This is a genomic window from Bradyrhizobium sp. AUGA SZCCT0182, assembly GCF_018130185.1.
Taxonomy (GTDB): domain Bacteria; phylum Pseudomonadota; class Alphaproteobacteria; order Rhizobiales; family Xanthobacteraceae; genus Bradyrhizobium.
Window position 1 is genome coordinate 1 of sequence record NZ_JAFCLY010000044.1, and the last position, 24,371, is coordinate 24,371.

Below are 24,371 nucleotides of genomic sequence, written 5' to 3' on the forward strand. Positions count from 1 at the left end.
CTCATGTGCAGCATTCTTATGCACAATCGCACATGAGACCGCGGGTGCAGCGCGCATCCGGCATTCCCTGCGCCCTCAATTTTCGAGGGCAAGGAAATTTCTGGCAAAGCTCGGGCGCAATGCGTCGCGAGAATGCGACATCATGTTTGGGCCTCGGTGCAGCGACAAACATCGCTGTCGTCCCGGCCTTGAGCCGGGACCCATAGCCACAGGAAGAAGTTTTGCGAACGGTCTCTGTTGCCGAGCCTTCACCGAGAGATCACGCGGTATGGGTCCCGGCCTGCGCCGGGAAGACGATGAAAGCGGCTTTACGAGTTCGTGCCGGAAGCGGCGCGCGGTGAAGCCTCGGCCAGCGATCGTCCGACGTGCCGCAGCATCCTGCTCGCCTGCGCGGCGCTATGGTCGAGCAGCCAGCGGCCGAACGCGTCGGGCGACAGCGCACGGGCGTAGAGAAATCCCTGCACCACGTCGCATCCAAGTTCGGTCAGCAAATTCAGCTGCCCGTCGCTTTCGACGCCTTCGGCGACGACGGTGAGATGCAGACTCTGGCCAACGCGAACCACCGATGTCACGATCGCCAGCGCGCTGGGGTCGCTCTCGACATCGTGCATGAAGCTGCGGTCGATCTTCAGCTCGCGGATCGGCAGATGCGCCAGCCGGCTGAGGCTCGAATAGCCGATGCCGAAATCATCCAGCGACAGGCCGACCCCCAGGTCGCGAAGCGCATGCATCGTCTCGATCGCAACCGAGCGCTCGTTCATGATCACGCCTTCGGTGATCTCGAGCATCAGCACTTCCGGCGGCAGGTCATGGTCTGCGAGAATCCCGGCGACCGTTGCGGCCAGGTTCGGATTCTGGAAATTGATCGGCGACAGGTTGACCGACACACAGGGGATATCCACGCCGGCGCCGCGCCATTCCGCCATTTGTTGGCAGGCCTCGCGGAGCGACCACATGCCGATCTGTTCGATCAGTCCGCACTCTTCGGCGAGCGGGATGAACTTCGAAGGCGAGACTTCGCCGAGCACGGGATCATACCAGCGCGCCAGCGCCTCGACGCCGTAAATGCCGCCGTCGCTGGTCCGGATCTGCGGTTGATACTGCAACTGCAGAACGTCGTTTGCGAGCGCGCGCCGCAGCGCCGCGCTGTGGGCCAGCCGCTGTTCGGCCAGCCGGTCCATGTCGGCGCTGAAGAAACGAAACGTGGAGCGGCCGGCCTGCTTGGCCTTGTACATGGCGGCATCGGCCTGCTGGATCAGCGTATCGATATCGGTGGCGTTGTCCGGATACATGCTGATGCCGATGCTGGCGGACATCGCGACCTGCTTGGCGCCGATCTGAATCGGATTGACCAGCGCCTCCGTCAATCGCGACGCCATCAGCGAGGCTTCGGCCGCGTTGCGGTTCGGCAGCACGATCACGAATTCGTCGCCGCCGAGGCGCCCCAGCATGTCGCCCGGCTGGATCTGCGCGCGCAGGCGCTGGGCAAATCCGACCAGCAATTCGTCGCCGGCCGAGTGTCCGAGCGTATCGTTGACGTCCTTGAAATTATCGATGTCGAGAAACGCCAGCGCAACGTGTCCTCCGTCGGCGCAGGCGTTGGTCGCCTCAAGGATCAGATCGCGCAGGCGCGCGCGGTTCGGCAGGCCGGTCAGCATGTCGTAATAGGCGAGCCGCGCGATCTGGGCGCGGGCCTCCTTGCGCTCGATCGCGAGCCCGCCGAGATCGACGCAGGCGTCGACGATCCGCTGATGCCAGCGGCTGGGCGCGCGACATTCCCGGTAATAGAACGCGAAGGTCCCGATCACGCGCCCGTCCTTGCCCTTGATCGGCGTGGACCAGCAGGCGCGCAGGCCAACCTCGAGCGGGCGGGTCTTGAACGGCTGCCAGCGCGGGTCGGTGTCGATGTCCTCCGCCAGCACCGGCTTGCCGAAATAGGCCGCGGAGCCACAGGAGCCGATGTTCGGACCGATCGCGACGCCGTCCAGCGCCCGCGAATAGTCCTCGGGAAGGCTGGGGCCGCCGAGCGGGTGAACCAGTCCGCCGGCGTCGATGTGAAGCAGCGAGGAGACGACGTCAGGCGCGATCTCTTCGACGCGCCGGCAAAGCCGGTCGGCGATGTCGGCGATCGGGATTTCATCGGCCAGCGCGCTCAAGATCAGCTGCTGCAGCGAACGCAGCTGCTTGGTCTCGGTGATGTCGGTCAGCAGGGCGAACATGTAGTTGGACCGTCCGCGGCCGTCACGGAACGTCTTGACGTTGGCCGAAACCCAGATTTCGTCGCCGTTCTTGTCGTAGGCGAGGACTTCCTCTTCGCCGCCGGCTTCCTCGCCGACCCAGCGTCGCAGCTTGGCCAGCGTCCTGCGGTCGGTATGGCGGCCCACCAGCAGTTCGCCTGCCTGCCGGTCCTTCGCCTCTTCAAGCGAGTACCCGAACATTCCCGTAAACGCGGCATTGGTGTAGACGACCCGCAGATTGCGATCGGTGACGACAACGGCGCGGCTGGTCCGGTCGGCGACCAGCGAGAGCAGGGCCAGCCTTTCACGCCGGGCGACCTCCTTGGTGATGTCCCGCACGAATGCGATGGTGCGGCATTGACCGTCGATCTCGATGTTCGAAAGCCAAAGCGCCACACGAATCCGGCTGCCATCCTTGCGCGCGATCGTGATCTCGGCGGTGCGTCCATGCGGAACGTCGTTGCGGCTCACCTGGTCCGAGGCCGGCGTCGCGACATGATGATGTTGCAGGTCCTTGAGGCCGAGATCGCCGACATGGCAGCCGAGCGCTGCTGCGCGGTTGAGCCCGAAGATCAGCTCGGCCGCGGCGTTGCAATAGCTGACGTGAAGCTCGCGATCCAGGATCAGCACGGCGTCGTTCGCCCGCTCAAGCGCGGCCAGCAGAACGTCCGGCGTTTCGGCCACGGGGTAATCGCCTGTGCTCATCATCCAACCCTGATACCCGCCTGGAGCCCATCGGGGCCTTGGTCCGATAGGGCGGCGGCGTCATTTTGGTGAAAAGCCTAGGGAGCATGGGTGTTGAAATGGTTCTTCGATCCCGCCCCGGCTGGCGGAAAGAGATCATCCTTAAGGATTCGCTAATAAATATCCGAAGCAACCGGCCCCAGCGGCCAGGCTGCAGCGCAATTTCCGTGTGCCTGGCAGAAAAAGGAAAGGTGCCGGCGGCGGATCGCGTCGGCACCCATCCATTTTCGTATGCTTGCTCGTATTCCTGCGCCCCCCGCCACGAAGCGAGGGCCGTTGACGGCTCAGTAAACCAGACCGGTTCCCGGCGGCTTTTCGAGCGCTGCGGCGAGCGAGCGGTATTCCTCGCTCGAGGTGCCGGCAAGCGCCGCGATCTTGTTCAAATGGTATTGCGCGGATTCGCGGTTGCCCTGTTCGACCTGCCACAGGCCGTAATATTGCCAGGTCTTGACGTGGGTCGGATCGGCCTTGAGCGCGCGCTCGTACCAGATCTGCGACACCTTGTAGTCGCCGAGCTGGCGATAGGAGTAGCCGATCAGATTGGCGACCGCGGCGCTGTCGTCGCGGCCGAGCGCCTTCAACTGTTCGATCGCCGAGGCGTAGTCGTGGCGATCGTAGATCGCCGTGTAAGCGGAGCGATAACCGGTTGCAAATGCGGCTTCCTGCGTGCTCGGGCGCACTTCGCTGGATTTCTTCTTCTTGGCCTTTTGCGCCGGCGGCGGCGGATCGTTGTCGGGTGCGGCGTAGACCACGCTGACGACGGGAGCCGCCGTTAGCGCCAGCGTCAACATCGCCAGCGTCAGAAGCCTAATAGCAAGTTTGGTCATGCGTCTCTCCAGTTGAACAGATCAAGAAACCCGACTTCGAGAAAATCAGTAGAAAAGGATGGTGCCATCCATCCTATACCGAAGCTCGTTGATTTGAACACCTGGCGGTTGGGAACATTCCCAAACGCTTAATGCCATTCCCGTGATTTTTGCGCTGCGGCCGTATTGCGCTGGGAACATGACGAAGATGTCATGCAGATGAATGAAGTCCGGCGTCGCGCTTCACGACGGGTTCAGCGCGTGGTCGCTAGCGTCGTCTGCATGATCAGCGAGGGGTCGGTCACGTGGCCGGAGAGTCCTGCGATCCATGGAAGAGGAGACAACCATGTTCAAGACCATTTCCGCAGCGCTGCTTGCCGTATCGGTTCTCGCCGCACCCGCGCTGGCCGGTTCGCCCGGCAAGACCATGCACGCGCCGATCAGGGCGGAGCAGGCGAACGCGAAGTTCTTCAATGCCAATGCGCGGATGGGCCGCCATCACCACAAGCATTATCGCCACCATCATCGCCACCACAAGCACATCGGCTTGCTGAAGACGCACACCACCCCGAAAGTCGTGATCAAGCACGTTCCGCACGGCAAGCGCGGCTGATAACTGATCCGCGGGCGCGGTTCGATCCCATTGCCCCCGACGCGTCGGCGGGTATCAGGCCAGCCCACGCGCCATTGCTTCCCCAATGGCCGTGGGTTGGCGCCGTTTTCAGCGGTCCAATCCGGGCGCGATAACCGAGTTGCGAATTCCATTTCGGCGCCGCCCGGTCTAAGAGATAGCCTCGGGGGCAGGTGGAAGACTTACGCTTGGGGACATCAGCAAAATTTGCGGCGACCGTGTTGCTGCCGATCGTGCTCGCGGCCTGTGCGGGCAGCGACGAGGGCAGGAGCATCACCTATACCGACGACCGCGGCGTCTCCAATCAGCCGTTTCCCAACAATTACAAGGGCGAGATAGTCTCGTTCATGAAGACCTATCTCAACAATCCGGTCGGCGTGCGTAACGCCGTGATGGCGGAGCCGATACAACGCGTCGTCGGGGGACGGCTGCGTTACGTCAGTTGCCTGCGCTTCAGCCCGCGCGATTCCGACGGCAATTACGCCGAACCGCGCGAACGCGCGATACTTTACGTCGATGGCCGGCTCGACCGCATTATTGAAAACGCCAGTGAGCCCTGCGCCGGTGCGGTCTATGCGCCATTCCCCGACCTGGAAAAGATGGCGCGGTAGCGATCAGCGCTCAGGTTACGCGCGTTGCTTTGCCGCCGCGGGAGAGGGGCTTGCCGACGCGCCGGTCGGCTTATCCTGCATTGATTTGATCAGGTTGTTGCGCACCGTGACCACCGCCTTCTGCAGCTTGGGGAATTCCTCCGGTGAAAGCCCGGAAGCCTTCACCAGATTCCTTCCCCCGAGTTTTTCGCGGAGGCCGCGCCCGGCCTCGGTCAGGCTGACCAGCACCTGGCGTTCGTCGGCGGCATCGCGCTGCCGGCGCAGATAACCCATCGTCTCGAGCTTCTTCAGGATCGGGGTCAGCGTGTTGGATTCGAGAAACAGCTTTTCGCCGAGACTTGAAACCGTCTGATTGTCGTTTTCCCACAACGCCACGATCGCAATGTATTGCGTGTAGGTGAGGCCGAGTTCATCGAGAAGCGGTTTGTAGGCCCGGCCAAAGGCGAGGTTGGCCGAATAGACCGCAAAGCACAGGAAGTCGGCGAGCTTGGGATCCGATGGCCGGGGATCCGCAGACGTTGGGCTCGACGATGTTGGGTTCGAAGACTTGGTCGGTTTCATCCTGATGCTCCCGGACACACCTGATCGTGACGTCCGATGAGCATATATATCGGATACGATTAAATCGGAAGGGTTGACATCAGGATTTATGACGCTAATTAGATCGCGTTCGAATAAATCGTATTCGATTCATCTCGTAGGAGACCCAAATGTCCGACAACATCAACCTTGGTCGCCGCCGTTTCCTCGGCGCCGCAGCCACGACGCTGGCAGCCGCCCAGCTCGCCCTGGCTGGCCCGGCCGGCGCCCAGTCCGGTAACGCCAAACCGGTGACGGCGATCAAGCCTGGGACGCACACGTCGTTTCCTGCCATCAAGCAGGTCAATGCCGGCCTCCTCAATGTCGGATACGCCGAAGCAGGACCCGCCGATGGTCCCCCGGTCATCCTCCTGCACGGCTGGCCTTACGACATTCACGCCTTCGTCGACGTCGCGCCGATCCTGGCCTCGGCCGGCTTCCGGGTGATCGTCCCGCATCTGCGCGGCTACGGCAGCACGCGGTTTCTCTCCAGCGACACGCTCCGCAACGGCCAGCAGGGCGCGCTCGCCGTCGACGTCATTGATCTGATGGATGCGCTCAGGATCGAGAAGGCGGTCATCGCCGGCTTCGACTGGGGCGCGCGGACCGCCGACATCGTCGCGGCGATCTGGCCGCAGCGGGTCAAGGCACTGGTCGCGGTGAGTGGCTATCTGATCGGCAGCCAGCAGGCCAACAAGGCGCCGCTGCCGCCGAAGGCCGAGCTTGCCTGGTGGTACCAGTATTATTTCACCACCGAGCGCGGCCGGGCCGGCTACGAAAGATATACCCGCGATTTTGCCCGGCTGATCTGGCAAACGGCTTCGCCGAAGTGGAATTTCGACGACGCCACCTTCGAGCGCAGCGCGGCCTCCCTCGACAACCCGGATCATGTCGCGATTTCGATCCACAATTACCGCTGGCGGCTCAGCCTGGCCGAGGGCGAGGCGAAATACGACGATCTGGAGAAGCGGCTCGCCGCCTTTCCGGTGATCCAGGTGCCATCCATCACCCTCGAGGGCGATGCCAATGGCGCCCCGCACCCCGATCCTGCCGCCTATGCCAAGAAGTTCTCAGGCCGATACGCGCACCGCCTGATCACCGGCGGCATCGGCCACAATCTGCCCCAGGAGGCACCACAGGCCTTTGCCGAGGCGGTGATCGACGTCGCCGGCTATTGAGCCGGGACGGGTTTCCGGGGGCCTGAAATCGGGCATCCCGGAAACCCCCGAATGACGCTCTTCGGCGAAGGGTCCCTCCGGCTAAGCGGAGGGTCCTCCGTTCCGAAAGATGAACGGAATTCAATCACTTTTTGGCGACCCTTGAACCTTGCCTTAGTCATCTCCGACATCAACAAAGCGGGATACCTGCCAGTTAACGCAGGAAAAAACCTTATATGCGAGGGAACCAAAGCGCTTTGTTGCCGCGCCGTCACAGTTGAGCACCGTCAGGTGCTCCGGCATTGCCGCAAAGCAACCTAATTGAGGTCACGTTGTTTGGTTTGATGACGGAACGTTAGTCACGGGGAATGAAGATGAAAAAGATTTTGCTCGGCGCTGCCGCGCTGGCCGCAATGGCGGCTCCTGCTTTCGCGGCGGACATCCAGCCTCGCCCTTATACCAAGGCGCCGGCCTACACCGCGCCGGCGCTCGTCTATAACTGGACCGGTTTCTACATCGGCGGCCACGTCGGCGGGGCCTTTGCGGGCACCGACTCCCTGCAAAGCAGCGACGCGCGCTTCCTCGGCGGTGTGCAGGGCGGCTTCGACTACCAGTTCGCGCCCAACTGGGTGGTGGGTGCCGAAGCCCAGTACAGCTGGCTGAACGGCGGCAGCAATAATGGCGTGCTGTTCCCGGGCGGTACGCTGGTGACCAGCAATACCGACCAGCTCGGTTCGGTGACCGGCCGGGTCGGCTACACTTGGGGTCCGGCGCTGCTCTACGCCAAGGGCGGTTATGCCTGGCGGGACGGCAACAATCTCGGTGTCACCGTGGGCGGCCTGCCGGCGGGCTTTACCACCAACGGCAACCGCAAGGACGGCTACACCGTCGGCGGCGGTCTCGAATACATGTTCGCGCCCAACTGGTCGGCCAAGGCCGAGTACCAGTATTATGATTTCGGCAAGACCACCTTCACGGCTGGCCCCGCCGACATCACCGGCCAGAGCTTCCGGAACGACGAACACACCGTCAAGGTCGGCGTGAACTACCGGTTTGGCTGGGGTGGCCCCGCGGCCTCCAAATACTGACGGGCTTGCTACGTAACCAGACGAGAAAAGGCCGGCGGGAAGCCGGCCTTTTTGTTTTCAGGAGGCGCTGCAGGAGGGCACGAACGGCTATCCGCAGCTGTTGGCACCCCGCAAAAATAATTTTCGCGGTGCACGCAACTTTTTGTCATCTTCGGCTATTATGGTCCAGTCGGCTGGTTGGACAATCAAACATGCGTGCTTTTGCGTTAGGGCTGATATTTTCCGCAGCGTCGCTGCCATGCCTTGCTCAGACTGTCCTGAAATCAGAACCGCTCATCCTTGCTCCCTATGAAATCGCCTTCGTGCAGGACGCCAACTGTCCGGTCGGGAAGGTGCTCAAGGTGACCGGCGCGATCAGGGGACTGAACCGTCGCAAGGCTTGCGTCGTGCTCGCCTCGGAACAGGCTTCACTGGCAGCCGCGACGCCTTAAGAAGGCGATCGTTCGATTTTTTCCTCCGGCCGTAAGGCGGGGCCGGTCGCCTGCGCCTCTATCTCCGCCAGCAATACCCGCGAAGCGGCTGCGTCAGGCCGCTTTCGAACCCAACTGCAGCACCGATCGGGCGTCGCGCTCGGCCTCGGCCTTGTTGCGCGCCGGATCTTCGTCCGGGTCCGGCTGGCAGGGCCTGATTTCGTAGTCATTGTCCAGCACCGGTCGCGGTTCGGATCTTTCCTCATCGGAAACCGCATCGACCACGAGCCCCGACTGTCGGGCCAGCCCCCAGACGTCGGCCTCGGTCGGATAGGCCTTGCTCAGCTTGGCCTCTTGGCAGAACAGCGCGTAGGGCATGCAGGGGGGCTCCAAGAAAAACGGTCAACGTTGCAGCCCCATTTGGGTTTCAGGCTTGGCTGCTATGCCATTCCTTCAGAGCTCGGGAAGGCAAAAATGGTCCGTTTCGGCGGTATTTTGGCGGAGTCCTTGAGTCGTAAACGAGTCATGAATCCCGGAAAAAAGAATCCCCGAGACTCCTCGGCTAGAATCGCTGGATGTTTCGGCCATGAGAACGATCCTCCAGACTCACTCCTGCGAGCGTGTCCAACTCACGCTCACGGTCGCGCTGCTGGTGGCTTGCGCGGCCAACATCGCGCTGGTCTACGCCTGGCTGTAACGGCCTAGTTCGGCTTGAGCCGAACAGGCTTCTTTTTTGACGCGTTTTCTGCACGCGAACCGGGGTCCACTTCGCTTGAAAACGCTATGTCGATTGACCTCGCGTCCAATCCACTCATCATGCAGACAATAAAGCGAGCCGCGGCGAGCGGCCCGACGACATTGCAGGGACGAGGGCGGGAATGATCGAGACGCTGCAAGCGCGGGTCAATGGCGATGCGGTACTGGTCCGGCGCGGCCGCTACCTCACGACCAGCTTCCTACTTGAGGTCGGCCAGTCAGCCTTTCTGATTTCGATCCATGAGGGTCGAATCGTGTCGGTGACGCCAGGGCCGCTGGTGATGCCGTCTTCGGCCTTCGCGCTTCGCGCCTCCGAGGAAGAATGGAAGAAATTCTGGAGCGAGCGCCCGCCGCCGGGCTCCAACGATTTGCTGGCGCTGATCAAGCGGCGCGTGCTGAGGGCCGAAGGCGATCTGCAGATCTTCATGGCCCATCTGCGTTACTTCAAGGAAGCGCTGGCCAAGCTCCGCGCTACGGGAGCCGCCGCATGAGCGCGAGGTTCGAGCCGATCGTCGGCCGCTACATGCATCTGGAATTGTTCGGCCGGCCGCACCGCATCTATGTCGAGCAAGCGGGCGAGGGCACGCCGTTACTGTGCCTGCACACCGCGGGCAGCGATGGCCGGCAATACCGCGCGCTGATGAACGACGCGCGCGTCACCTCAAAACATCGCGTGATCGCCTTCGACATGCCCTGGCACGGCAAATCCTCGCCGCCGGCTGGCTGGCACGACGAGGAATACCAGCTGACCTCGGCGCAATACACGACCATGGTCCTGGAAATTTCGGCGGCACTCGAGCTCGACAAGCCGATCCTGATCGGCTGCTCGATCGGCGGCCGCATCGCGCTGCATCTGGCGCTCGAACACCCCGAGCGCTTTCTTGCCATCATCGGCCTGCAGGCTGGCGCGCATGTCGATCCCTATTACGATCTGAATTTCCTGCACCGGCCGGATGTGCATGGCGGCGAGGTCTGCGGCGCCATCGTCTCCGGACTGGTGGGCCCCGATGCGCCGGACAGCGAGCGCTGGGAAACGATCTGGCACTATATGCAGGGCGGGCCCGGCGTCTTCAAAGGCGATCTCTATTTCTACAAGCTTGACGGCGACATCCGCGGCCGCGTCGCAGAGATCGACACCGGGCGTTGTCCGCTGTTTCTGCTGTCCGGCGAGTATGATTACTCCTGCACCCCGGAGGAGACGCTTGATGTGGCGAACAGCATCAGGGGTTGTGAAGTCACCATCATGAAGGGGCTCGGCCACTTCCCGATGAGCGAAAATCCGGAGCTGTTTCTGACGCACCTGCTGCCGGTGCTGGAGAAGATCGGCAGGGCCTAAAGGGTTTTCAAGCGAAGTGGATTCCGGTTCGCGTTAAGAAAACCCGTCAAACAAAAGGACCTGAAACAAAAGGACCTGAAACCAGAGGACCTGAAACCAGAGGACCTGGGCGAACGGCTATTTGCCCCGCGGCGGCGGTCCGGTGTCTTCGTGCAGCGCGGCGTGGACCTTGGCCATGGTGGCGCTGCAATAGGCCTCGCGCTCGCGGTTGAAGCGTTCCTGATGCGCGCGGAAATTGGCGACACGGGCGCGGATCTCGGACTGGAAGTCGACCTTGGGCTCGGGACGTGCGCTCTGGACCGGCTTCGGCGGCGCGACGGAGATGGTTTCAGCCAGCATCGCCTCGATGTCAGGCATCGACACCGCAGGCGTGGCTTTGGGCACGTCAAAGCTAGCGGGCGCTTCCGGGCTTACGAAAGAGGCCGGATTCGCGAGGAATTGCGCGGCGTCCGGCTTCTTTCCGGTCACCGATTGCACGAATGCCATCGTCTGCGCGATCAGGAGGTCGCGTTCTTTCATCCATTTCATCGCACACCTCAGCCTAAATCATTCCAGCAAAAGGCCTTTGTGGAATCAAGGGCAAGTGTTGAACTTGGCTAATGAAGGCATTCGATTTGCCGGCGAGGTGACAAAAGGGCGACACAACAGTGGGGATACGCTGCGTAAAGCCTCCGCCAGCGGGTATCGGGGCGCCGCTGGGCCCAGACACAAAATGGCGAAACAACCCCATGCAAAGCAGAATAGGCAACTCGCAGCCCGGGTGTGCCTTGCGAAAGGCATGAGGAAACAGGGTCGGCCGTCACAGCCTGACCCTCATCTTGATTAGCGCTCGCGTGGATTGGTGTTGGGCACGAACGGCGCGCCGATCACCCGGACCGGCGTTTGGTCGACAAGACGGGCCGGTTGCCGAGCCGCCGGCGAAGCCGCGGCGGCGTTGGACGACGACGAAGACGTCGCGGCGGCGGACGACGACGATGTCGCGGCGGCGGCATAGACCGGCCTGGTTTTGCTCACGGCGGAGGCGGGTTCCCAAAAGCCAGCGGCGCCTGCGATGACAGCGCTCACCAGCGTCACGCCGGTGAGCAACACCAGATTGCAGTTTTCTTCCCGAATTCTCATGCAGCAAAAACGTGACCGGCCGGGGTTGGTTCCGGGAGGCCACGGGAACCCAAAATGCCGCAGGTATCGGATGGAACAAAGATTAAATGTGCACTTCGTAACACAGGGCCCGGAACGATTCCCGCGTTGCAACGTAAGGTCTGCGGACAGGCAAGCGGGAGATAACAGCGGTGGTGGGCAGGCAGTATCTGACGCGTCAAGCAACTACGCTTCTCAAATTCGCACGAACAGTCACGGACCCGAATGTGGCAGCGGGCCTGGTCGAGAAGGCCGCTGATCTCAAATCCCGGGTCGATGATCCGAACCGGTCGGACAAGAGTCCGAGAGCGCCGGATGTCGAGCGGATCAGCAGTCGATAGCTCAGCTACGCCGCCATGCAGGAAGGCCGCAGAATCTGCGCTCCCAAGCAGACGCGCGATCGACGAACCGCATTCCGGAACTCCGCTGAATCACCGGAACAGAACTCCGTTTCCCAAAAATGCAAAAACTAACCTGGGCAAGTTCCTGCAACAGGCTCGCTCGGCACGCGTTAACCCGGCAACGGAAAGGAGCGCACATGCGAAAGATAGCACTCACTCTCGCGGCCGTTGCCGCGCTTGCGACAACCGCTGTCGTCAACTCGCCGGCCGAGGCCCGCGGCGGGCGTAACGCGGCGATCGGCTTCGGTGTGGCCGCAGGCGTGCTGGGCGCCGCCGCGGCAGCCAACGCCTACAACAGTGGCTACCATTATGGACCGAGGTACGGCTATTACGGCGGTGGGCCGTACGGCTATTACGACGATGGCCCGCGATACTATCGCCGCCACTATCATCGACACTACCATCATTGGTAACGAAGAGGCCCGGAGCAATCCGGGCTTTTTCTTATGCGCTGTTCAGACGAACAGCTTCGCGACGGCCAGCACGATCAAAGCTGCGATACAGAGATACATCAGGCCGAATAGGCGCCGGTCCTGTTTGGCGTGCCGTTCGGAAATCTTGCCAGTCATGAAATCAGTAAATGGATCTTGCACGGTGGCCCTCTGAAGCAAGGCCGTACAGGTTCTGATTTGCGATTCCCGGTCAAGAGTCGCTTGAGATTTTTTGATCTTGCGGTCTGCATAAAGCGGCTCCAGAGAGCGGCGCCAAAAGTGCTCACTGTGAATAGCGAGGATAACGGGAAACTCGCCGTGGCTGTGAATATCGAGGATTGAGGGCAGAAAGCTGCTTTAGGTGCCGGACAATTCGAAGCGCGCACTTCAGAACCGTATTCATCAAGCCATTGTTCGGGAGGTGCCATGTTGAAGTATAATGGTGTCAGCTCGCCGGCGGCTTATGTCTGCCACGTGGTCTGCTTCTTTATCGGTTGGGCCGCGCTCGCGCTTTTCACCCTCAATCGGGTGAAAGTCGATCACTCCGAAGGGCCGAGCTGGAATCCATTTTCAAGATTGCCAGACGGCTCGCCTGCGATTTCCGAATACGCGGTGGATGTGCTCGGCGTCGGCGTCATGATGGCTGCGCTCGGGCTCGCGTGGCTGATACGGCGCTGGATGCTGATGTAAACGGTGCAGGCGTTGTTGTCGTATATGTGACTTTGAACGCGGACTGGTGCCGGTTGAGAGGATTAAAACTCCCGACCTTCGGTTTACAAAACCGTCCCGCATTCAATTATATCAATACCTTACGGCGATCGTGACCTATTGTCGGAAAATGTCATTTTTTGTGAACAGTTTTACAAGGCCGCTATCCAGAGCCCGCGCGTTAGGTTAAGTGACCCAAGGTTGGGACAACCGCGGAGTGATCATGACAACGGTGCAGGCCATTGCATTTGGGGCCATGCTAGCTTGGACCCCAGCGCTTATCATTATGGCGTTCTTGTTGTGGGAAGTTCCCGACCTCGACGAGAAGGATTAGCCTCGTTGCGTCGCCGGTGTCACCCGCGCTTTGCCTTGCCGTCGACCTGACGCTAGAGCGACAAACCATTTCCATTTTCGATCGATGCCCTGGACCACTCTGAGCAATGCCCGATACTCCATGATCTGGCTCCCTCCTCGGTCTCTCGCCTTACGGCTTCGCTGAGCGGGCTGTTCGACTTCAGCCGCTCTTTGCTCGGGAATAAGAACTCCCAAACGACTGCCCGCTATGTAGACCATCCGTGGATTCTGATGCCATCGAGGCCGGCGTGATGCCGGACGAGCCCGCTTGAGATCGGCGCGCGGCAGTCTGTTCGCCTGCAGCGATTGCTGTTCCAGAATTAACCCGCAACGCGGACATCAAGCTTAACACGCGAGTTTCGTTGCGACCGTTCTAAACAGGGTTAGCGTGGCTGCAAGTCGCGCAAATTGGTCGTCCCCCAGTTTGGCTTGCGTACTGCGCGGACCAGGGGTCGCTTCATGAAGACCGGTATCATCGAGTTCAGCGGACGCACAATCGCCTGTCTCATTCGCAACCAGTCCGAGACTGGAGCGGGGCTCGAGGTAGTCAGCCCGGTGGGCATCCCGGCGCAATTTACACTTCTGATCGCCGCTGAGCGCATCAGCTGCACGGTGATATGGCGAACCGAGAAGTTGATCGGCGTCAAATTCAATGGGTATTTCGAGGGAAGCCAGAAACGGTTCGGCGGGAATCAATGATATGCCACCCAGCGTCGTCCTACGCGGTCGACCTTAGCGGGATGGCGCTGGCCCGCTATGACATCGCCGCTACCAATTCGCAAACCGCGGAGCGGCGCGCGCGCCAAATATCTTGACCATCGAGATCTGGTCTCATGACCACCGGCGCGTTGGGCGGCGCATTCGCGCGAGTTAGCTGTTCCCGCTGAGATTCCCGCGCGGACCTTTGGTTCAAAAAGCAGGCCGCTGGCTCAAACAGCCGATTAGGGATTAGGGGGCGAAATATAGGCCAGTACTGCCTTTTTCTGTTCCGGGACTACTCACTCTGGAGGATGAACAGAGAGCGGCAAGATCGCGGCGCTGGCGAGGACCAAAAAGGGCCACCCAAAAAATTGAAAGGGACCAATCACCTAAGTGGATGAGGGAAAGGGTAAGGTCCGTCGTTTACCCGGTACAAAGCCCGGCAAATTTTGGACATTTTCAAAGCAATCCCAGCTCAACACCAGCTTCTTACGATAGTGACGGGATGCTACCGAGCGAAATTCTCGGCCTTGTGCCACGACGCCAAGAGCGTCCGAACTAGGATATCAGACATCTTGCACGGTCATTTGCTGGCCATGGGGCGCGAAGCGGTTTGTACTGAATCACGATCAGGATCAGGATCAAGATCAAGGTTACTAGCGGCTTGCCTGCTCCGGCTAATCACAAGACCAAGGCAGCCCATTGCGATTAAAACAGCTCCAGCGATCATTAGCCAATGCGGCAAGTCAATCGACGACAGCAGGTCCATTTATTCCCCTTCGCCTTCAGTCTGACCGTACAGCATCATTTGGTTTTTTGGGTATTGGCGGATGTCTCCCCGTCGAGCCAATCTTGCTCCTCGGCCAACGCGAGCCAAGCGGCTTCCATCCGCTTGAAACGCTTGTGAGCGGGCTCGTTCTCTGCAGCCTCAGCCAGACGCAGGCAGTTCTCCGCGTTCTGCCGGTAGATTTCAGATTGCTTTATCATTGCCGCGCCTCTTCGGCCCCATTTCTCTATCGCTTTTGGTCAGTCCAGCGGCAGTTGTAAGGAGCTTATCGGAAGAGCTCAGTCTTTATGTTCGGTCCAACTGCGTTCGCCGCACTGACATTCAAACATTCGTACCGTCAAGCCACGAGTTGGGTCCATCATCTTGTGAACCACTTTGGGCTGCGCGCCACACCTGCACCTGCGATGCTCGGGCTTCTCCGGTCCTGAGAGTTTATCGCTGCTTAAGTCGTTCATTGCTCACCCCGCCAAAGGTGAGTCAGTAAGTGCTAAAATGCACTTTGGTTCCCACTCGCTCGCGGAAAACGCGCTCATCACCCAAATGGGTTATATTCAAGTACCACTAACGGCGAGGCCGCAACCGTTAAGCAAACAAATCCGCGCCGGCCGGTGTGTACTTCACGAACGTCCTGGACTCGTGCAGCAGCCAGCCGCGCGCGACCGCGAGATCGAGACCAGCTTTGTACCCGGCCGGGCTGGCGCCTTCCTTGAACAGCATTGGCCCGTTGATCTTCTCAATGTGGATCCGGCCGTCTTGAATGGCTTCCGTAGCGTTGACGATTTCCAGCAGCTTGCGCGCGGCCTTCTCAGCGGCGGAATAGGGGCGGTCGCTGCTTGGCTTCATGCGTGCTGCGAATCCATATGTGCATCCTGAACGTGACGGCCGGTTACCGCTAATCTATCGCGGCGCCCGAGACAGCGTGCCCGTCCACTGGTTGATTGCGTCGGCAGCGGAAGGCCAGCGGCATGCATTGCGTATTTCCAAGCCGTCCAGGCGCGCTGGCGCCGATACTCGACGAAGTCGGCTTCCGTACATCGTGGCAGATAGTCTTCCACGCCGTTTCAAATCCGCCCCGCGCCTGGTCGAGAGAAGCCGCTACGGATTGCGGTTCGCAGGTGCGATCGGCACAACGAAAGAGGCCGCCAACCGAGGTACTCCAAACTAGTTCGGAACGATCAACCGAGTTGCGGTAATTTGGCTAACCGTAGGCCGCCTTTTTCCGCGTTGCCCACGGTTGGAATGGCGGCCCCAACTCAACCCCCAGCCCCAGGTTGGGGCCGCTTCTCATCGGCATCGCAAAATGAAGAGGCCGCCAACTGAGGCGGCCTACAAGGCGAACAATAGAATGCTGATGCCACCACGGCCGCGCGCTTTGCTACTTTTGAAACGGGGCGAGTTGCCGCCCTTTCCCCACACGGTGAGTGTATGAGCTCCAGCGAAAAAGCGGCCGTCAAAGTGTCAGTGGCTCCCAGCGGCCAAAGGCGAGAGCAGGTGATCGTTGGGGTGGCCTTCTTTGTTCCTGTTGTCCTTGCAATGGCAGGTTGGTTCTACCTGCTTAGCAAGCTCCTTGCGAAGACCTACGATTGGTTGTTTGCATAATTGCAGCGGAGCGCGCAGCGCAGCCATTGGTCGATTGGGTATTCTTGCGGCGGCTTTTGCCGGCCAATGAAAAAGGCCGCAGGCGTTGCGCGCTGCGGCCCGTCCGGGAAAATTGATTGTCAGTGCAATGACAATACTCCCAACCCCGGTAACGTCGAATCTGCCGCAAGACTTTCGAGCAGGGGAGTCTTAATTGGTGTTCCGAGAAGCGAAACATCCTGGATGTTGCTAGGCGGTGACAGTTCCTCGCACCACTCAAGAGACGCTGGTGCCGGTTGAGAGGATTGAACTCCCGACCTTCGGTTTACAAAACCGCTGCTCTACCGCTGAGCTAAACCGGCGAATGGAAGCGATGGCGGGCCAGGCCAGATAACGCGCGGGGTTCCACCAATCTTCGGCGGTCGAATACCAGACTTGCCCGGAAAGGGCCAGCACCTCGAAAGCCGCTGCCATAACCCCTGCACATGAGAAAGGCGGCCTTCCGGCCGCTTTTTTTCGCTTCTCGATGCGCCAGCGTTATTGGCAGAGATGCCGCCGGCCGTCTTCGCCGCGGAACAGGGTGCCGGGGATGCAGACGAAGCCGTTGCGGCGGGCGTATTCTTCGCCACCGATCGGTTCGACTGCCATCGCGGACGCGGTGCCTGCGGCGGTGTTGCCCGGTCCGAAGCCGCTGCGGTCATTCCAGCGATTGTAGCTGTTCTGCCAGCTGCCACTCTGGCGATACGCCTGATCCGTATTCGCCTGACGCTGATAGCTGCCGGAGTTCGTGACCTGCTGCGCCATGGCCGGGCTCGCCAACGCGGATGCGATGATCGCAGCGGCGCCGAGGATCTTGATTGTTGTCATGCGGTTCTCCTTCTTTTCGTGACGCGAGGTTTCTCGTGACACCAGTTTTCGTCACGCCAAGCCAGGTCCGGGGTGCAAGGTCGTTCCGTATTTTCCCTGGCCGCAATTCAATTCGGCGTTATTGGCCCGGACTTACCGCTCACGCCTCGTCAGCAGGGGCGCCAGCGTCCGTCGGGGCCCATATACGTCGCGTCGGGTTGAATGCCGCAGGCGGGACGCAGGCTCTGCGGGCGTTGGACGGGATAGGCATAGGAATCGTCATAGGCCGGCCCGCCGTAATAGGCGTAGGAATCCCTGTTGCGGAACGGGGCGGTCGCAATCGCGCCCGCTGCGCCAACCGCACCGCCGACGACACCGGCTGCGACTTCGCCGGGCCAGAAGCCGGATGATCGATGGCGATAGTTGTGATCATTCGTCCACTGCTGCGCCATCGCAGGCGTCGCAATCGTCGCCGCCAGCAATGCCGTTGCGCCCAGAAGTTTCAGCTTTGTCATTGGTTGCTCTCCGCGAATGTTGTGCGGGGCCAACCGATCGCAGGGCTGGATGTTCCGATTTTGGGTTGTGCGGCGTTCAAACCGGTGTGATGTTCCTGTTCCCGCATTTTTGACGCCCACCCAACACCTTAAAAGAGTCCCTCAGAGAATTTTATGCCGACGCGTGACCTCGATTACCGCTGCGACGACGTCAATTTGCGGGGCTATCTCGCCTGGAACGACAATGCCGCAGGTCCGCGGCCGGGCGTGCTGGTGTTTCACGAGGGACTGGGGCTCGGCGAGTTTGCGATGGAACGCGCGCGGCGGCTTGCGGACCTCGGCTATATCGCGCTCGCCGCCGACATGTTCGGTGACCGACGGCAGGCGATCAATCTGCAGCAAGTCGCGACCGTGGTCGGCGGCCTGCGTGCCGAGCCGGAAAAACTCCGCGCCCGCGGCCGCGCCGCGCTCGCGGCGCTGGCGGATTTGCCTGAGGTCGATACCAGCCGGCTCGCGGGAATCGGGTTCTGCTTCGGCGGCTCGGTGGTGCTGGAGCTCGCGCGCGAGGGCGCCGATCTCAAGGCTGTGGTCAGTTTCCACGGCGCGCTGGCGACGAAAATGCCCGCGCAACCCGGCCGCGTGAAGGCCAGTGTGCTTGTCTTGACCGGCGCGGAGGATCCGCTGGCGCCGCCCGATCAGGTCGCCGCGTTCGAGAACGAGATGCGCGAAGGCCACGTCCGCGACTGGCAGGTCATCCTCTATGGCAACACGCTGCATGGATTCACCAATCCCGCCGCCGACGGTTCGATGATGCGCACCGCGCTCTACAATGAGCAGGCCGATCGCCGCTCGTGGGCATCGATGCAAGGTCTGTTTGATGAAGTGTTGACCTGACAAGAGCAGTTGATTGGTGTTTGATAAGCGCTTGTAGCGCGCAGGGGGCATATGTTCGGAATTCTGGGGCTTGGGTTTTTGCTGGGCATGCAACATGCGCTCGAAGCCGATCATATCGCCGCCGTCTCCAGCATCGCCGCGCGCCGCAGCCGTGTCGGTGACATCGTCAGGCACGGGCTGACCTGGGGACTCGGTCATACGCTGACGCTGTTCGTCTTCGCCGGCTGCGCCATCTTGCTTGGCAGTGCGATCCCGGAGAGTGTGGCGCGTCCGCTCGAGGCCGCCGTCGGCATCATGCTGGTCGGCTTAGGTGCGCATGTGCTGTGGCGGCTGTGGCGCGACCGCGTGCATTTCCACAAGCACGGCCATGGCGACGGCACCGTGCATCTTCACGCCCACAGCCATGCCGGAGAAACCACGCCGCATCTGCGCACCGCGCACGCCCACGAACACGGTTTTCGCTGGCGCACATTGCTGGTCGGGTTGATGCACGGCATGGCGGGCTCGGCTGCGTTGCTGGTGCTGACGGTGTCGCAGGCGTCGAGTCCGGCGGCCGGCCTCGGTTATGTCGCGCTGTTCGGGGTCGGCTCGATGATCGGCATGGGCGCATTGTCCACCGTCATTGCCGTGCCCCTCGCGCTGTCTGCGCGCTGGCTCACCTGGGCCAATCGCGGCCTGCAGGGCGCCGTTGGCATTGTCACGATCGCCATCGGAGTTACGACCCTCGTCGAAAACCTGTTTGCGTGAGCTATTTCCTCTCTCGTCATTCCCCGATGCGCAATTGCGCATCGGGGAATGACGAGAGAGAGCGAGAATGACGGCTCGCCCCGTTAACAATTGCTGATCGGGTTCGCTCGCAATTGAACGGCGGGGGATGCTGACGCGTTAGCCTTACCGGCAGTTTGGTCCGGCCCCTTAACCCTTGGGGGTGCCCGTTCGACTAAATTGCGGTCAGAGGAAAACGGGGTCCTAAGCGATGCGCATTGGCGTGACACTGGCAATTCTGATGGCGACGACGTCGACGGCCTTGGCCGGCGGCGGCTTTGAAATCGTGATTCCGGGTCGCCCCGGTGTTCCCGTCATCATCAACGGCGTCGATGCATCCTATTCGGTGGTCGAGGGCGACTGGGGCCTCCTCAGGGGCACGCATGTGCAGCCGACCGTCTATGGTGGCCGCTATGACGATCCGGTTCCGCGTGTCGGTCATTATTATCCGAGCGCGGGTCATCTGCCCGGTTACGGCCGTCTGGAAATCGAGCCGCCGGCGAACCGAAGGTTGCCGCAGCCGGCCGAAAGCTATCACCAATCCTGGTCTGCACAGTCGGCGCCGCTGCCGGCGCAATCCAACGTGCCCGTCAATCCGCCCGAGATCATCTACGCACCGCAGGACGACCGGCGTCCACGTCGGCATCCCACGGGACTACTTCCGCGCCCATAAGACCACGCCAACAAGAACACCAACAGGCAAACACCTACAGGAGAGAGTAATGCGTCATCTGATTTCAGGACTAGTCGCGGCAGTCGCCGTGACGGCCGCTGCGCCCGCGATGGCGTGCGGTTACGCCAACTGCGGTTACGCTGCGCCCGTCGTCTACGCCGCACCGGTTGTTGCGACCTACACCTCGGCGGGCTGCAATCCCTGTGGCGGCGTGGGTTGGGGTTATGCCCGGCTCGCCGATCCCGTGCAGCAATATTACTACGTCAACCAGGGCCCGACCTATTCCGGTCCCGGCGCCTGGGCTCCGGCCCGCGTCTATCAGGAAGACACCGTCGTCGGCTATCGTCCGTATTACGGCTACGGTAGCGGCGTCGTAGCCCCGCGGGCCTACGGCTACGGCTACCGCTACGGCGTTCGTCCGGGCATCCGCTACGGTTATGGCGCTCGCTATGGCTATGGCGTCCGTTACGGCTATCGCGGCGCGCGCTTCGGCCGTTATTGATCCGAACGTTCGAATCAATACGTCGGCGCCCGTTCGCATCCCTGCGAGCGGGCGTTGTTTTTATTTCATCAATCCCAGCCTGGAGGCGCCGATATAGAGCGCCAGCACCGCGGCGTTCGAGACGTTCAGGCTCTTGATCTCGCCGGGCATGTCGAGGCGCGCCACAACGCTGCAGGTCTCGCGCGTCAATTGCCGCAAGCCCTTGCCTTCGGCCCCCAGCACCAGCGCAAGCGGTTGCTGTAGTCCGACAGCGCCGAGGTCTTCGCTGCCTTCGCTGTCGAGGCCAACGGTCATGAAGCCACGGTCATTCAACTCGTTCAGCGCGCGGGCGAGATTCTGCACGGTCACCAATGGCACCATTTCCAGCGCGCCGGACGCCGACTTCGCCAGCACGCCGGTCGCCTCGGGGCTGTGACGCGCAGTCGTCACGATCGCCTTGACCGCAAACGCCGCGGCCGAACGCATGATCGCGCCGACATTGTGCGGGTCGGTGATCTGGTCGAGCACCAGCACGATGCCCTCCTGATCAAGCGTATCGATATCCGGCGAGGGCAGGGGATCGGCCTCCGCGAGCAGGCCCTGATGTACGGCATCGGGGCCCAGCCGCTGGTCGATCGCGCTCGGCCGGACGAGTTCCGGGGGCACGCGGGTGTCGATATTCTCGTCGGCGAGACGCCGGGCGGCGTTCTCGGTCAGAAACAGTTTGCGGATCTGGCGTTCCGGATTGGCCAAAGCCGCCGCAACCGTATGCCACCCATAAAGAATCACCGGCCCGTCCGGGCTGGTGTCCCGGTCGCGCCAAGCCGGGCGACCGCCCGGTTTCCGGCCTTTTTCGAAGGGTTTGCCGCCGCCACGGCGGAACGGCGGTTTTCGGTCGCGATCGCTCATGGGCCAGCTTGTGTCACGGGTTCCGGATTATGGCAATTTGGCCCCTCGAGGCGCGTTTTTCGAGGCTTCCCTTGGTTGACTTTGCCATGGCCCTTCGCCCATAAACGCGCCCGACCGGGAGCGCGCCATCGGCTCCTGGTATTAACGTCATCCATGGCCTGTCCGCCGCCAATCAAGCGGTTGGGTTTGCGATGCAGTTAAACGGGGGAGTGTCCCGAGTGGCAAAGGGAGCTGACTGTAAATCAGCCGTCTTATGACTTCGAAGGTTCGAGTCCTTCTTCCCCCACCATCGCCCGAAAATGGCGTTGATTTTACTTACTGTTTTGGCCTGCGGCCCGCACCTTCCCGCTAGGTGCGGGCGGTGATGTTCCGGTTTCGTCTAGTTTGTGGCCCGCCTGGGCGGCAAGTCGAACGCGGTTTGCGTCCCGCGTGTAGATGCCGGACGTTCGGCCGCCGTCAACCCACCCGAATATGGCGTCAAGCTCCTTTTCGGTCGCGCCGTTCTCGGCCGCGATCGTCGCCGCGATCTTCCGGACGCCATGCGCGCTTTTTTTGATCCCGGCTTGCCGGGTCGCCTGGGAAAACTCGTTGCCGAAACTTTCCTTCGTGAACGGCCGGCCTCGGGCGCCGCAAATCCATGTCAGGTCGCCTGTCGGTCCGATGTCGAGCGTCCGCTGTAGCGCCGGCAGAATTGGAAGCGTCACGGTAACGAGCTTGCCGCTCTTTTCGGTCTTGAATTGCACAACCCTGGAAATGGTGCCGTCCGGATTCTTGATGTCCTTTTCGTGCTGCCTGCCGATAATCGCCGCGTCGCCGCGTCGCGGGCCTGTGTAGAGCAAAACGTCGAGCCAAACTCGTTGCCGGGTGCCTTCCGGCCATTTTTGTCGGTATGTCTCGATATCCTCCCGTGTCCACGCCGGGAAGCCCTTACCCTTTTTCCGCTCGGGCGCCTCTATGTCGGCGTCGGCGGTTGGATCGGATTTGACGTGTCCGCGCTTCTTCGCCCATCGGAACATTCCCTTCAAGGTGTCGAGAAAATTCCGCGCGGCCGCCGGCGTGTTCGACCGGCGATCGATCCCGGCCTGGATATCTTTCGCGCGCATTGCGGCAAAAGGTTTCGCCCCGTTCTCCTTCAAAACGTGCGACATGATGTTTTCGCGTTGACGGCGGGTCGATGCTGCGAGCCCGGTCCAGGCGCCCGTTTCTCGGTAGCTATCCCAAAGCCATTGTAGGGACGCTCGCGAGGCCGTGGGCTTGCTTCCGATCGGCTCGCCATTCACGGCCGCTATATACTCCAAATCGAATTCCGGAGTCCCGTAGGGCGCGCGAAGGCGTGTCCGCGGACCTTTCCCGATCCGGACAAACCAAACGGTTTTGCCGTGGCGGTTGGTCTCGCGTTGAAGATGCGGCGGGCGAGGGCGGGGCATGCCTTGCATTAGAGGGTAAATCCGGGGTCCGGTTCAATCTCAAAATCTGATTTTTCCGTTCTCGGCTCGGGCACCAAGCCGACGACTATAGTCCCGTCCGGCCGAATGGTGACGTCGGCAGCGCCGGCTTGCTTCGCGGCGCGGATCGCGCGCGCAACGTCGGCCTGGGTGACCTTTGCATGTCGTCGGCTCATCGTTTCACCTTGGTGGGTATCTGCGCAGCCATTAGCGACGGCTGGCTATAAGCGTAATGTTCCATTTTGCCCCTCAGCCCACCGGTTCGAGTTTGGCGCCGTCAGGCGCGAGCCCGTATTTCGCGAGTAGTTCGGCCGGCGCCTTGCAGCCGACTTGCCCAGGCTCAGGCCCCACGTGCTTTGACCAAACGCGCATCTTGGCGAACATTTTCACGGCGCTTTCGATGTGCAAATCAATACCGGCGGCTTCCGCGAGGTAGGCAACCGCCGCGTGATCGGACCAGCGCTGTTGATTGAGCCAGGTAATCGCCTGCGGGATAAACCGCGTCCCGAATTCCGGATCGAGCCCGCTTTTCACCAGCGCATCGAACCGCTGTTCCGCCGGCTTGCGCGGGTTAGGACCGTCGCGCCGAGGATATTCCGACCAGAAGGCATCAAATCGCGAAGCAGGCTTTGCAGGCTTAGGCGCCTTGGCTGCTATCGCTTCTTCCAAATCGATTTGCACGCGGGCCGGTCGATCCTTCGACCGAGAGAGAGGGTCCGAGGTACAGGTCCTAGGTCCTAGGTCCGCAGTCGAAGCCTCGCGAGGTTTCGCGAGGGCTCGCGAACCGTCAACGAATTCAGGCAGACGAGACTTCGACGGTTTGTCAATCTTCTGATGTTCCAGCCACTTAACGATTTCAAGATAGGCGGAGCCCCCGACGGAGTATCGCCGGATCTTCCCGGCGAACTCCAACTCGTCAAGCCAGTTATCCACAAGGCCGCTGGCGTCGTCGTCGTATGGGTATAGAAGGCTCGCGAGCATTCGCGAGGCGGCGCGAGACCTCCCCGCATCGTCAACGATCGTCCAAAGCTGAACGAACAGCAGCCGAGCGTCCCGCGAAAGCTTGCCGATGCTTTCCGACTGCGGAAATTCCGGTTTGATGGTTCGAATTCTGCCCATTAAGCAGCATCCCCGGTCGATCGTTTAATCTTGTTCCGGCAGATGCCGCAGAAATAGCGGAAAGCCCTTTCGCGGCTCCATGGCATTTTATCGACTGCGGTTTCCATTGCGCCCTGGACCTCGTAGACGCGACGGTACCGGCGCCGATGCGATGGCGGAAGAACTCCTTCACCCATAGGATGATCTGCGTCACCGCCCGCCCTAAAACAACTGGGGCTCATCCAATATCTACTACCTTTTGCGAAAACGACCAGAGCGTGCAGCCGTTGATGCCGTAACGGAGAAGGCAGTGAGG

Annotated in this window: 31 protein-coding genes and 2 tRNA genes; 17 read left to right on the top strand and 16 right to left on the bottom strand. The window is 61.3% G+C overall.

The window, feature by feature from the left end; genetic code table 11:
- Positions 1 to 308: 308 nt before the first annotated feature.
- Positions 309 to 2,942 (bottom strand): EAL domain-containing protein, encoded by a 2,634-nt coding sequence (locus tag JQ611_RS32935; protein WP_212467799.1) that lies wholly within the window; start codon positions 2,940 to 2,942, stop codon positions 309 to 311.
- 323 nt (positions 2,943 to 3,265) lie between these two features.
- Entirely contained in the window at positions 3,266 to 3,808 is a 543-nt protein-coding gene (locus tag JQ611_RS32940) for a lipopolysaccharide assembly protein LapB (protein ID WP_212467800.1), read from the bottom strand.
- 325 nt (positions 3,809 to 4,133) lie between these two features.
- Here JQ611_RS32940 and JQ611_RS32945 point away from each other — a divergent pair, with 325 nt between their 5' ends.
- On the top strand, positions 4,134 to 4,400 hold the full coding sequence (locus JQ611_RS32945) for a His-rich protein BRANT (RefSeq protein ID WP_211998036.1): 267 nt from the start codon (positions 4,134 to 4,136) through the stop codon (positions 4,398 to 4,400).
- Between the two features lie 206 nt (positions 4,401 to 4,606).
- Positions 4,607 to 5,029 (top strand): hypothetical protein, encoded by a 423-nt coding sequence (locus JQ611_RS32950; protein ID WP_212385483.1) that lies wholly within the window; start codon positions 4,607 to 4,609, stop codon positions 5,027 to 5,029.
- A 15-nt stretch (positions 5,030 to 5,044) separates the two neighbouring features.
- Here the strand turns inward: JQ611_RS32950 and JQ611_RS32955 are convergent, their stop codons facing one another.
- A complete protein-coding gene (locus JQ611_RS32955; protein ID WP_212270247.1) occupies positions 5,045 to 5,590 on the bottom strand; it encodes a MarR family winged helix-turn-helix transcriptional regulator in 546 nt (181 codons plus the stop codon).
- Positions 5,591 to 5,739: 149 nt separating this feature from the next.
- On the opposite strand from JQ611_RS32955, the gene JQ611_RS32960 reads away from it, so the two are divergent.
- The 3 genes from JQ611_RS32960 to JQ611_RS32970 all read left to right on the top strand — a co-directional run bounded on the left by JQ611_RS32960 (position 5,740) and on the right by JQ611_RS32970 (position 8,284).
- Positions 5,740 to 6,786, top strand: a complete 1,047-nt coding sequence (locus tag JQ611_RS32960) for an alpha/beta fold hydrolase (RefSeq protein WP_212467801.1) — start codon at positions 5,740 to 5,742, stop codon at positions 6,784 to 6,786.
- A 353-nt stretch (positions 6,787 to 7,139) separates the two neighbouring features.
- Entirely contained in the window at positions 7,140 to 7,853 is a 714-nt protein-coding gene (locus tag JQ611_RS32965; RefSeq protein ID WP_212270245.1) for an outer membrane protein, read from the top strand.
- Between the two features lie 191 nt (positions 7,854 to 8,044).
- Positions 8,045 to 8,284 (top strand): hypothetical protein, encoded by a 240-nt coding sequence (locus JQ611_RS32970; protein ID WP_212036121.1) that lies wholly within the window; start codon positions 8,045 to 8,047, stop codon positions 8,282 to 8,284.
- Positions 8,285 to 8,377: 93 nt separating this feature from the next.
- Here JQ611_RS32970 and JQ611_RS32975 read toward each other — a convergent pair whose 3' ends face one another.
- Entirely contained in the window at positions 8,378 to 8,641 is a 264-nt protein-coding gene (locus JQ611_RS32975; protein WP_212467802.1) for a hypothetical protein, read from the bottom strand.
- A gap of 208 nt (positions 8,642 to 8,849) precedes the next feature.
- Between JQ611_RS32975 and JQ611_RS32980 the strand changes: the two genes are divergently transcribed.
- From JQ611_RS32980 to JQ611_RS32990, 3 genes are all read left to right on the top strand, one after another.
- Positions 8,850 to 8,960, top strand: coding sequence for a glucose transporter (locus JQ611_RS32980; RefSeq protein ID WP_212385477.1), 111 nt, complete (start codon positions 8,850 to 8,852; stop codon positions 8,958 to 8,960).
- A gap of 181 nt (positions 8,961 to 9,141) precedes the next feature.
- A complete protein-coding gene (locus JQ611_RS32985) occupies positions 9,142 to 9,510 on the top strand; it encodes a hypothetical protein (RefSeq protein ID WP_212467803.1) in 369 nt (122 codons plus the stop codon).
- Positions 9,507 to 10,355, top strand: a complete 849-nt coding sequence (locus JQ611_RS32990) for an alpha/beta fold hydrolase (protein ID WP_212467804.1) — start codon at positions 9,507 to 9,509, stop codon at positions 10,353 to 10,355. The genes JQ611_RS32985 and JQ611_RS32990 overlap by 4 nt, the downstream gene beginning before the upstream one ends.
- A 117-nt stretch (positions 10,356 to 10,472) precedes the next feature.
- Here JQ611_RS32990 and JQ611_RS32995 read toward each other — a convergent pair whose 3' ends face one another.
- Together JQ611_RS32995 and JQ611_RS33000 are read right to left on the bottom strand one after the other, a co-directional pair.
- The gene (locus tag JQ611_RS32995) at positions 10,473 to 10,883 is read right to left on the bottom strand and encodes a hypothetical protein (RefSeq protein ID WP_212270239.1); all 411 of its coding nucleotides are present in this window, start codon (positions 10,881 to 10,883) and stop codon (positions 10,473 to 10,475) included.
- A gap of 294 nt (positions 10,884 to 11,177) precedes the next feature.
- Positions 11,178 to 11,474 carry a hypothetical protein gene (locus JQ611_RS33000; protein WP_212467805.1) on the bottom strand — a complete coding sequence of 99 codons (297 nt, stop codon included), beginning with the start codon at positions 11,472 to 11,474 and terminating at the stop codon, positions 11,178 to 11,180.
- 556 nt (positions 11,475 to 12,030) lie between these two features.
- Here JQ611_RS33000 and JQ611_RS33005 point away from each other — a divergent pair.
- Positions 12,031 to 12,306, top strand: coding sequence for a hypothetical protein (locus tag JQ611_RS33005; RefSeq protein WP_212270237.1), 276 nt, complete (start codon positions 12,031 to 12,033; stop codon positions 12,304 to 12,306).
- Between the two features lie 42 nt (positions 12,307 to 12,348).
- On the opposite strand, the gene JQ611_RS33010 is transcribed toward JQ611_RS33005, so the two are convergent.
- Positions 12,349 to 12,486 carry a hypothetical protein gene (locus JQ611_RS33010; protein ID WP_212467806.1) on the bottom strand — a complete coding sequence of 46 codons (138 nt, stop codon included), beginning with the start codon at positions 12,484 to 12,486 and terminating at the stop codon, positions 12,349 to 12,351.
- A gap of 264 nt (positions 12,487 to 12,750) precedes the next feature.
- Here JQ611_RS33010 and JQ611_RS33015 point away from each other — a divergent pair, with 264 nt between their 5' ends.
- Entirely contained in the window at positions 12,751 to 13,014 is a 264-nt protein-coding gene (locus JQ611_RS33015) for a hypothetical protein (protein WP_212270235.1), read from the top strand.
- Positions 13,015 to 13,845: 831 nt separating this feature from the next.
- A complete protein-coding gene (locus JQ611_RS33020) occupies positions 13,846 to 14,085 on the top strand; it encodes a PilZ domain-containing protein (RefSeq protein ID WP_212270234.1) in 240 nt (79 codons plus the stop codon).
- Between the two features lie 583 nt (positions 14,086 to 14,668).
- Here JQ611_RS33020 and JQ611_RS33025 read toward each other — a convergent pair.
- From JQ611_RS33025 to JQ611_RS33035, 3 genes are all read right to left on the bottom strand, one after another.
- Complete coding sequence (locus JQ611_RS33025) at positions 14,669 to 14,854, bottom strand: hypothetical protein (RefSeq protein WP_212385467.1); 186 nt, start codon at positions 14,852 to 14,854, stop codon at positions 14,669 to 14,671.
- Positions 14,855 to 14,889: 35 nt separating this feature from the next.
- Entirely contained in the window at positions 14,890 to 15,072 is a 183-nt protein-coding gene (locus tag JQ611_RS33030) for a hypothetical protein (protein ID WP_249133646.1), read from the bottom strand.
- Positions 15,073 to 15,454: 382 nt separating this feature from the next.
- Positions 15,455 to 15,715 (bottom strand): hypothetical protein, encoded by a 261-nt coding sequence (locus JQ611_RS33035; protein ID WP_212385465.1) that lies wholly within the window; start codon positions 15,713 to 15,715, stop codon positions 15,455 to 15,457.
- A gap of 582 nt (positions 15,716 to 16,297) precedes the next feature.
- On the opposite strand from JQ611_RS33035, the gene JQ611_RS33040 reads away from it, so the two are divergent.
- Positions 16,298 to 16,471 (top strand): hypothetical protein, encoded by a 174-nt coding sequence (locus JQ611_RS33040; RefSeq protein WP_212467807.1) that lies wholly within the window; start codon positions 16,298 to 16,300, stop codon positions 16,469 to 16,471.
- A 266-nt stretch (positions 16,472 to 16,737) separates the two neighbouring features.
- Here the strand turns inward: JQ611_RS33040 and JQ611_RS33045 are convergent.
- The 3 genes from JQ611_RS33045 to JQ611_RS33055 form a co-directional block, all read right to left on the bottom strand.
- Positions 16,738 to 16,812, bottom strand: a tRNA-Thr gene (locus JQ611_RS33045).
- A gap of 175 nt (positions 16,813 to 16,987) precedes the next feature.
- Positions 16,988 to 17,317: a hypothetical protein gene (locus tag JQ611_RS33050; RefSeq protein WP_212467808.1), complete on the bottom strand. Its 330-nt coding sequence runs from the start codon at positions 17,315 to 17,317 to the stop codon at positions 16,988 to 16,990.
- 149 nt (positions 17,318 to 17,466) lie between these two features.
- Positions 17,467 to 17,811 carry a hypothetical protein gene (locus tag JQ611_RS33055; protein ID WP_212270230.1) on the bottom strand — a complete coding sequence of 115 codons (345 nt, stop codon included), beginning with the start codon at positions 17,809 to 17,811 and terminating at the stop codon, positions 17,467 to 17,469.
- 153 nt (positions 17,812 to 17,964) lie between these two features.
- Between JQ611_RS33055 and JQ611_RS33060 the strand changes: the two genes are divergently transcribed.
- The 4 genes from JQ611_RS33060 to JQ611_RS33075 all read left to right on the top strand — a co-directional run bounded on the left by JQ611_RS33060 (position 17,965) and on the right by JQ611_RS33075 (position 20,624).
- A complete protein-coding gene (locus tag JQ611_RS33060) occupies positions 17,965 to 18,684 on the top strand; it encodes a dienelactone hydrolase family protein (RefSeq protein ID WP_212467809.1) in 720 nt (239 codons plus the stop codon).
- 51 nt (positions 18,685 to 18,735) lie between these two features.
- The gene (locus JQ611_RS33065) at positions 18,736 to 19,431 is read left to right on the top strand and encodes an urease accessory protein (protein WP_212467810.1); all 696 of its coding nucleotides are present in this window, start codon (positions 18,736 to 18,738) and stop codon (positions 19,429 to 19,431) included.
- Positions 19,432 to 19,660: 229 nt separating this feature from the next.
- Positions 19,661 to 20,122, top strand: coding sequence for a hypothetical protein (locus JQ611_RS33070; protein ID WP_212467811.1), 462 nt, complete (start codon positions 19,661 to 19,663; stop codon positions 20,120 to 20,122).
- A gap of 49 nt (positions 20,123 to 20,171) precedes the next feature.
- Entirely contained in the window at positions 20,172 to 20,624 is a 453-nt protein-coding gene (locus JQ611_RS33075) for a hypothetical protein (protein WP_212467812.1), read from the top strand.
- A 60-nt stretch (positions 20,625 to 20,684) separates the two neighbouring features.
- Here JQ611_RS33075 and rlmB read toward each other — a convergent pair whose 3' ends face one another.
- Positions 20,685 to 21,512, bottom strand: coding sequence for a 23S rRNA (guanosine(2251)-2'-O)-methyltransferase RlmB (rlmB, locus tag JQ611_RS33080; RefSeq protein WP_212270226.1), 828 nt, complete (start codon positions 21,510 to 21,512; stop codon positions 20,685 to 20,687).
- Between the two features lie 203 nt (positions 21,513 to 21,715).
- Here rlmB and JQ611_RS33085 point away from each other — a divergent pair.
- Positions 21,716 to 21,801 (top strand) — tRNA-Tyr (locus JQ611_RS33085).
- Between the two features lie 22 nt (positions 21,802 to 21,823).
- On the opposite strand, the gene JQ611_RS33090 is transcribed toward JQ611_RS33085, so the two are convergent.
- Both JQ611_RS33090 and JQ611_RS33095 read right to left on the bottom strand, forming a co-directional pair.
- Entirely contained in the window at positions 21,824 to 22,660 is an 837-nt protein-coding gene (locus JQ611_RS33090) for a tyrosine-type recombinase/integrase (RefSeq protein ID WP_249133647.1), read from the bottom strand.
- 546 nt (positions 22,661 to 23,206) lie between these two features.
- Entirely contained in the window at positions 23,207 to 24,076 is an 870-nt protein-coding gene (locus JQ611_RS33095; RefSeq protein ID WP_212467814.1) for a hypothetical protein, read from the bottom strand.
- Positions 24,077 to 24,371 lie beyond the last annotated feature (295 nt).

Bases quoted from the DNA above. Each gene is read 5' to 3' on its own strand.
- JQ611_RS32975 (WP_212467802.1), bottom strand. From the start codon at position 8,641: ATGCCCTACGCGCTGTTCTGCCAAGAGGCCAAGCTGAGCAAGGCCTAT.
- JQ611_RS33030 (WP_249133646.1), bottom strand. From the start codon at position 15,072: ATGATAAAGCAATCTGAAATCTACCGGCAGAACGCGGAGAACTGCCTG.
- JQ611_RS33035 (WP_212385465.1), bottom strand. From the start codon at position 15,715: ATGAAGCCAAGCAGCGACCGCCCCTATTCCGCCGCTGAGAAGGCCGCG.
- JQ611_RS33015 (WP_212270235.1), top strand. From the start codon at position 12,751: ATGTTGAAGTATAATGGTGTCAGCTCGCCGGCGGCTTATGTCTGCCAC.
- JQ611_RS32980 (WP_212385477.1), top strand. From the start codon at position 8,850: ATGAGAACGATCCTCCAGACTCACTCCTGCGAGCGTGTCCAACTCACG.
- JQ611_RS32940 (WP_212467800.1), bottom strand. From the start codon at position 3,808: ATGACCAAACTTGCTATTAGGCTTCTGACGCTGGCGATGTTGACGCTG.
- JQ611_RS33005 (WP_212270237.1), top strand. From the start codon at position 12,031: ATGCGAAAGATAGCACTCACTCTCGCGGCCGTTGCCGCGCTTGCGACA.
- JQ611_RS32955 (WP_212270247.1), bottom strand. From the start codon at position 5,590: ATGAAACCGACCAAGTCTTCGAACCCAACATCGTCGAGCCCAACGTCT.
- JQ611_RS32995 (WP_212270239.1), bottom strand. From the start codon at position 10,883: ATGAAATGGATGAAAGAACGCGACCTCCTGATCGCGCAGACGATGGCA.
- JQ611_RS33075 (WP_212467812.1), top strand. From the start codon at position 20,172: ATGCGTCATCTGATTTCAGGACTAGTCGCGGCAGTCGCCGTGACGGCC.
- JQ611_RS33040 (WP_212467807.1), top strand. From the start codon at position 16,298: ATGAGCTCCAGCGAAAAAGCGGCCGTCAAAGTGTCAGTGGCTCCCAGC.
- JQ611_RS33020 (WP_212270234.1), top strand. From the start codon at position 13,846: ATGAAGACCGGTATCATCGAGTTCAGCGGACGCACAATCGCCTGTCTC.
- JQ611_RS32990 (WP_212467804.1), top strand. From the start codon at position 9,507: ATGAGCGCGAGGTTCGAGCCGATCGTCGGCCGCTACATGCATCTGGAA.
- JQ611_RS33025 (WP_212385467.1), bottom strand. From the start codon at position 14,854: ATGGACCTGCTGTCGTCGATTGACTTGCCGCATTGGCTAATGATCGCT.
- JQ611_RS33060 (WP_212467809.1), top strand. From the start codon at position 17,965: ATGCCGACGCGTGACCTCGATTACCGCTGCGACGACGTCAATTTGCGG.
- JQ611_RS32985 (WP_212467803.1), top strand. From the start codon at position 9,142: ATGATCGAGACGCTGCAAGCGCGGGTCAATGGCGATGCGGTACTGGTC.
- JQ611_RS32945 (WP_211998036.1), top strand. From the start codon at position 4,134: ATGTTCAAGACCATTTCCGCAGCGCTGCTTGCCGTATCGGTTCTCGCC.
- JQ611_RS32970 (WP_212036121.1), top strand. From the start codon at position 8,045: ATGCGTGCTTTTGCGTTAGGGCTGATATTTTCCGCAGCGTCGCTGCCA.
- JQ611_RS32935 (WP_212467799.1), bottom strand. From the start codon at position 2,942: ATGAGCACAGGCGATTACCCCGTGGCCGAAACGCCGGACGTTCTGCTG.
- JQ611_RS33055 (WP_212270230.1), bottom strand. From the start codon at position 17,811: ATGACAAAGCTGAAACTTCTGGGCGCAACGGCATTGCTGGCGGCGACG.
- JQ611_RS33090 (WP_249133647.1), bottom strand. From the start codon at position 22,660: ATGTCGCACGTTTTGAAGGAGAACGGGGCGAAACCTTTTGCCGCAATG.
- rlmB (WP_212270226.1), bottom strand. From the start codon at position 21,512: ATGAGCGATCGCGACCGAAAACCGCCGTTCCGCCGTGGCGGCGGCAAA.
- JQ611_RS33095 (WP_212467814.1), bottom strand. From the start codon at position 24,076: ATGGGCAGAATTCGAACCATCAAACCGGAATTTCCGCAGTCGGAAAGC.
- JQ611_RS32960 (WP_212467801.1), top strand. From the start codon at position 5,740: ATGTCCGACAACATCAACCTTGGTCGCCGCCGTTTCCTCGGCGCCGCA.
- JQ611_RS33065 (WP_212467810.1), top strand. From the start codon at position 18,736: ATGTTCGGAATTCTGGGGCTTGGGTTTTTGCTGGGCATGCAACATGCG.
- JQ611_RS33070 (WP_212467811.1), top strand. From the start codon at position 19,661: ATGCGCATTGGCGTGACACTGGCAATTCTGATGGCGACGACGTCGACG.
- JQ611_RS33050 (WP_212467808.1), bottom strand. From the start codon at position 17,317: ATGACAACAATCAAGATCCTCGGCGCCGCTGCGATCATCGCATCCGCG.
- JQ611_RS33000 (WP_212467805.1), bottom strand. From the start codon at position 11,474: ATGAGAATTCGGGAAGAAAACTGCAATCTGGTGTTGCTCACCGGCGTG.
- JQ611_RS32965 (WP_212270245.1), top strand. From the start codon at position 7,140: ATGAAAAAGATTTTGCTCGGCGCTGCCGCGCTGGCCGCAATGGCGGCT.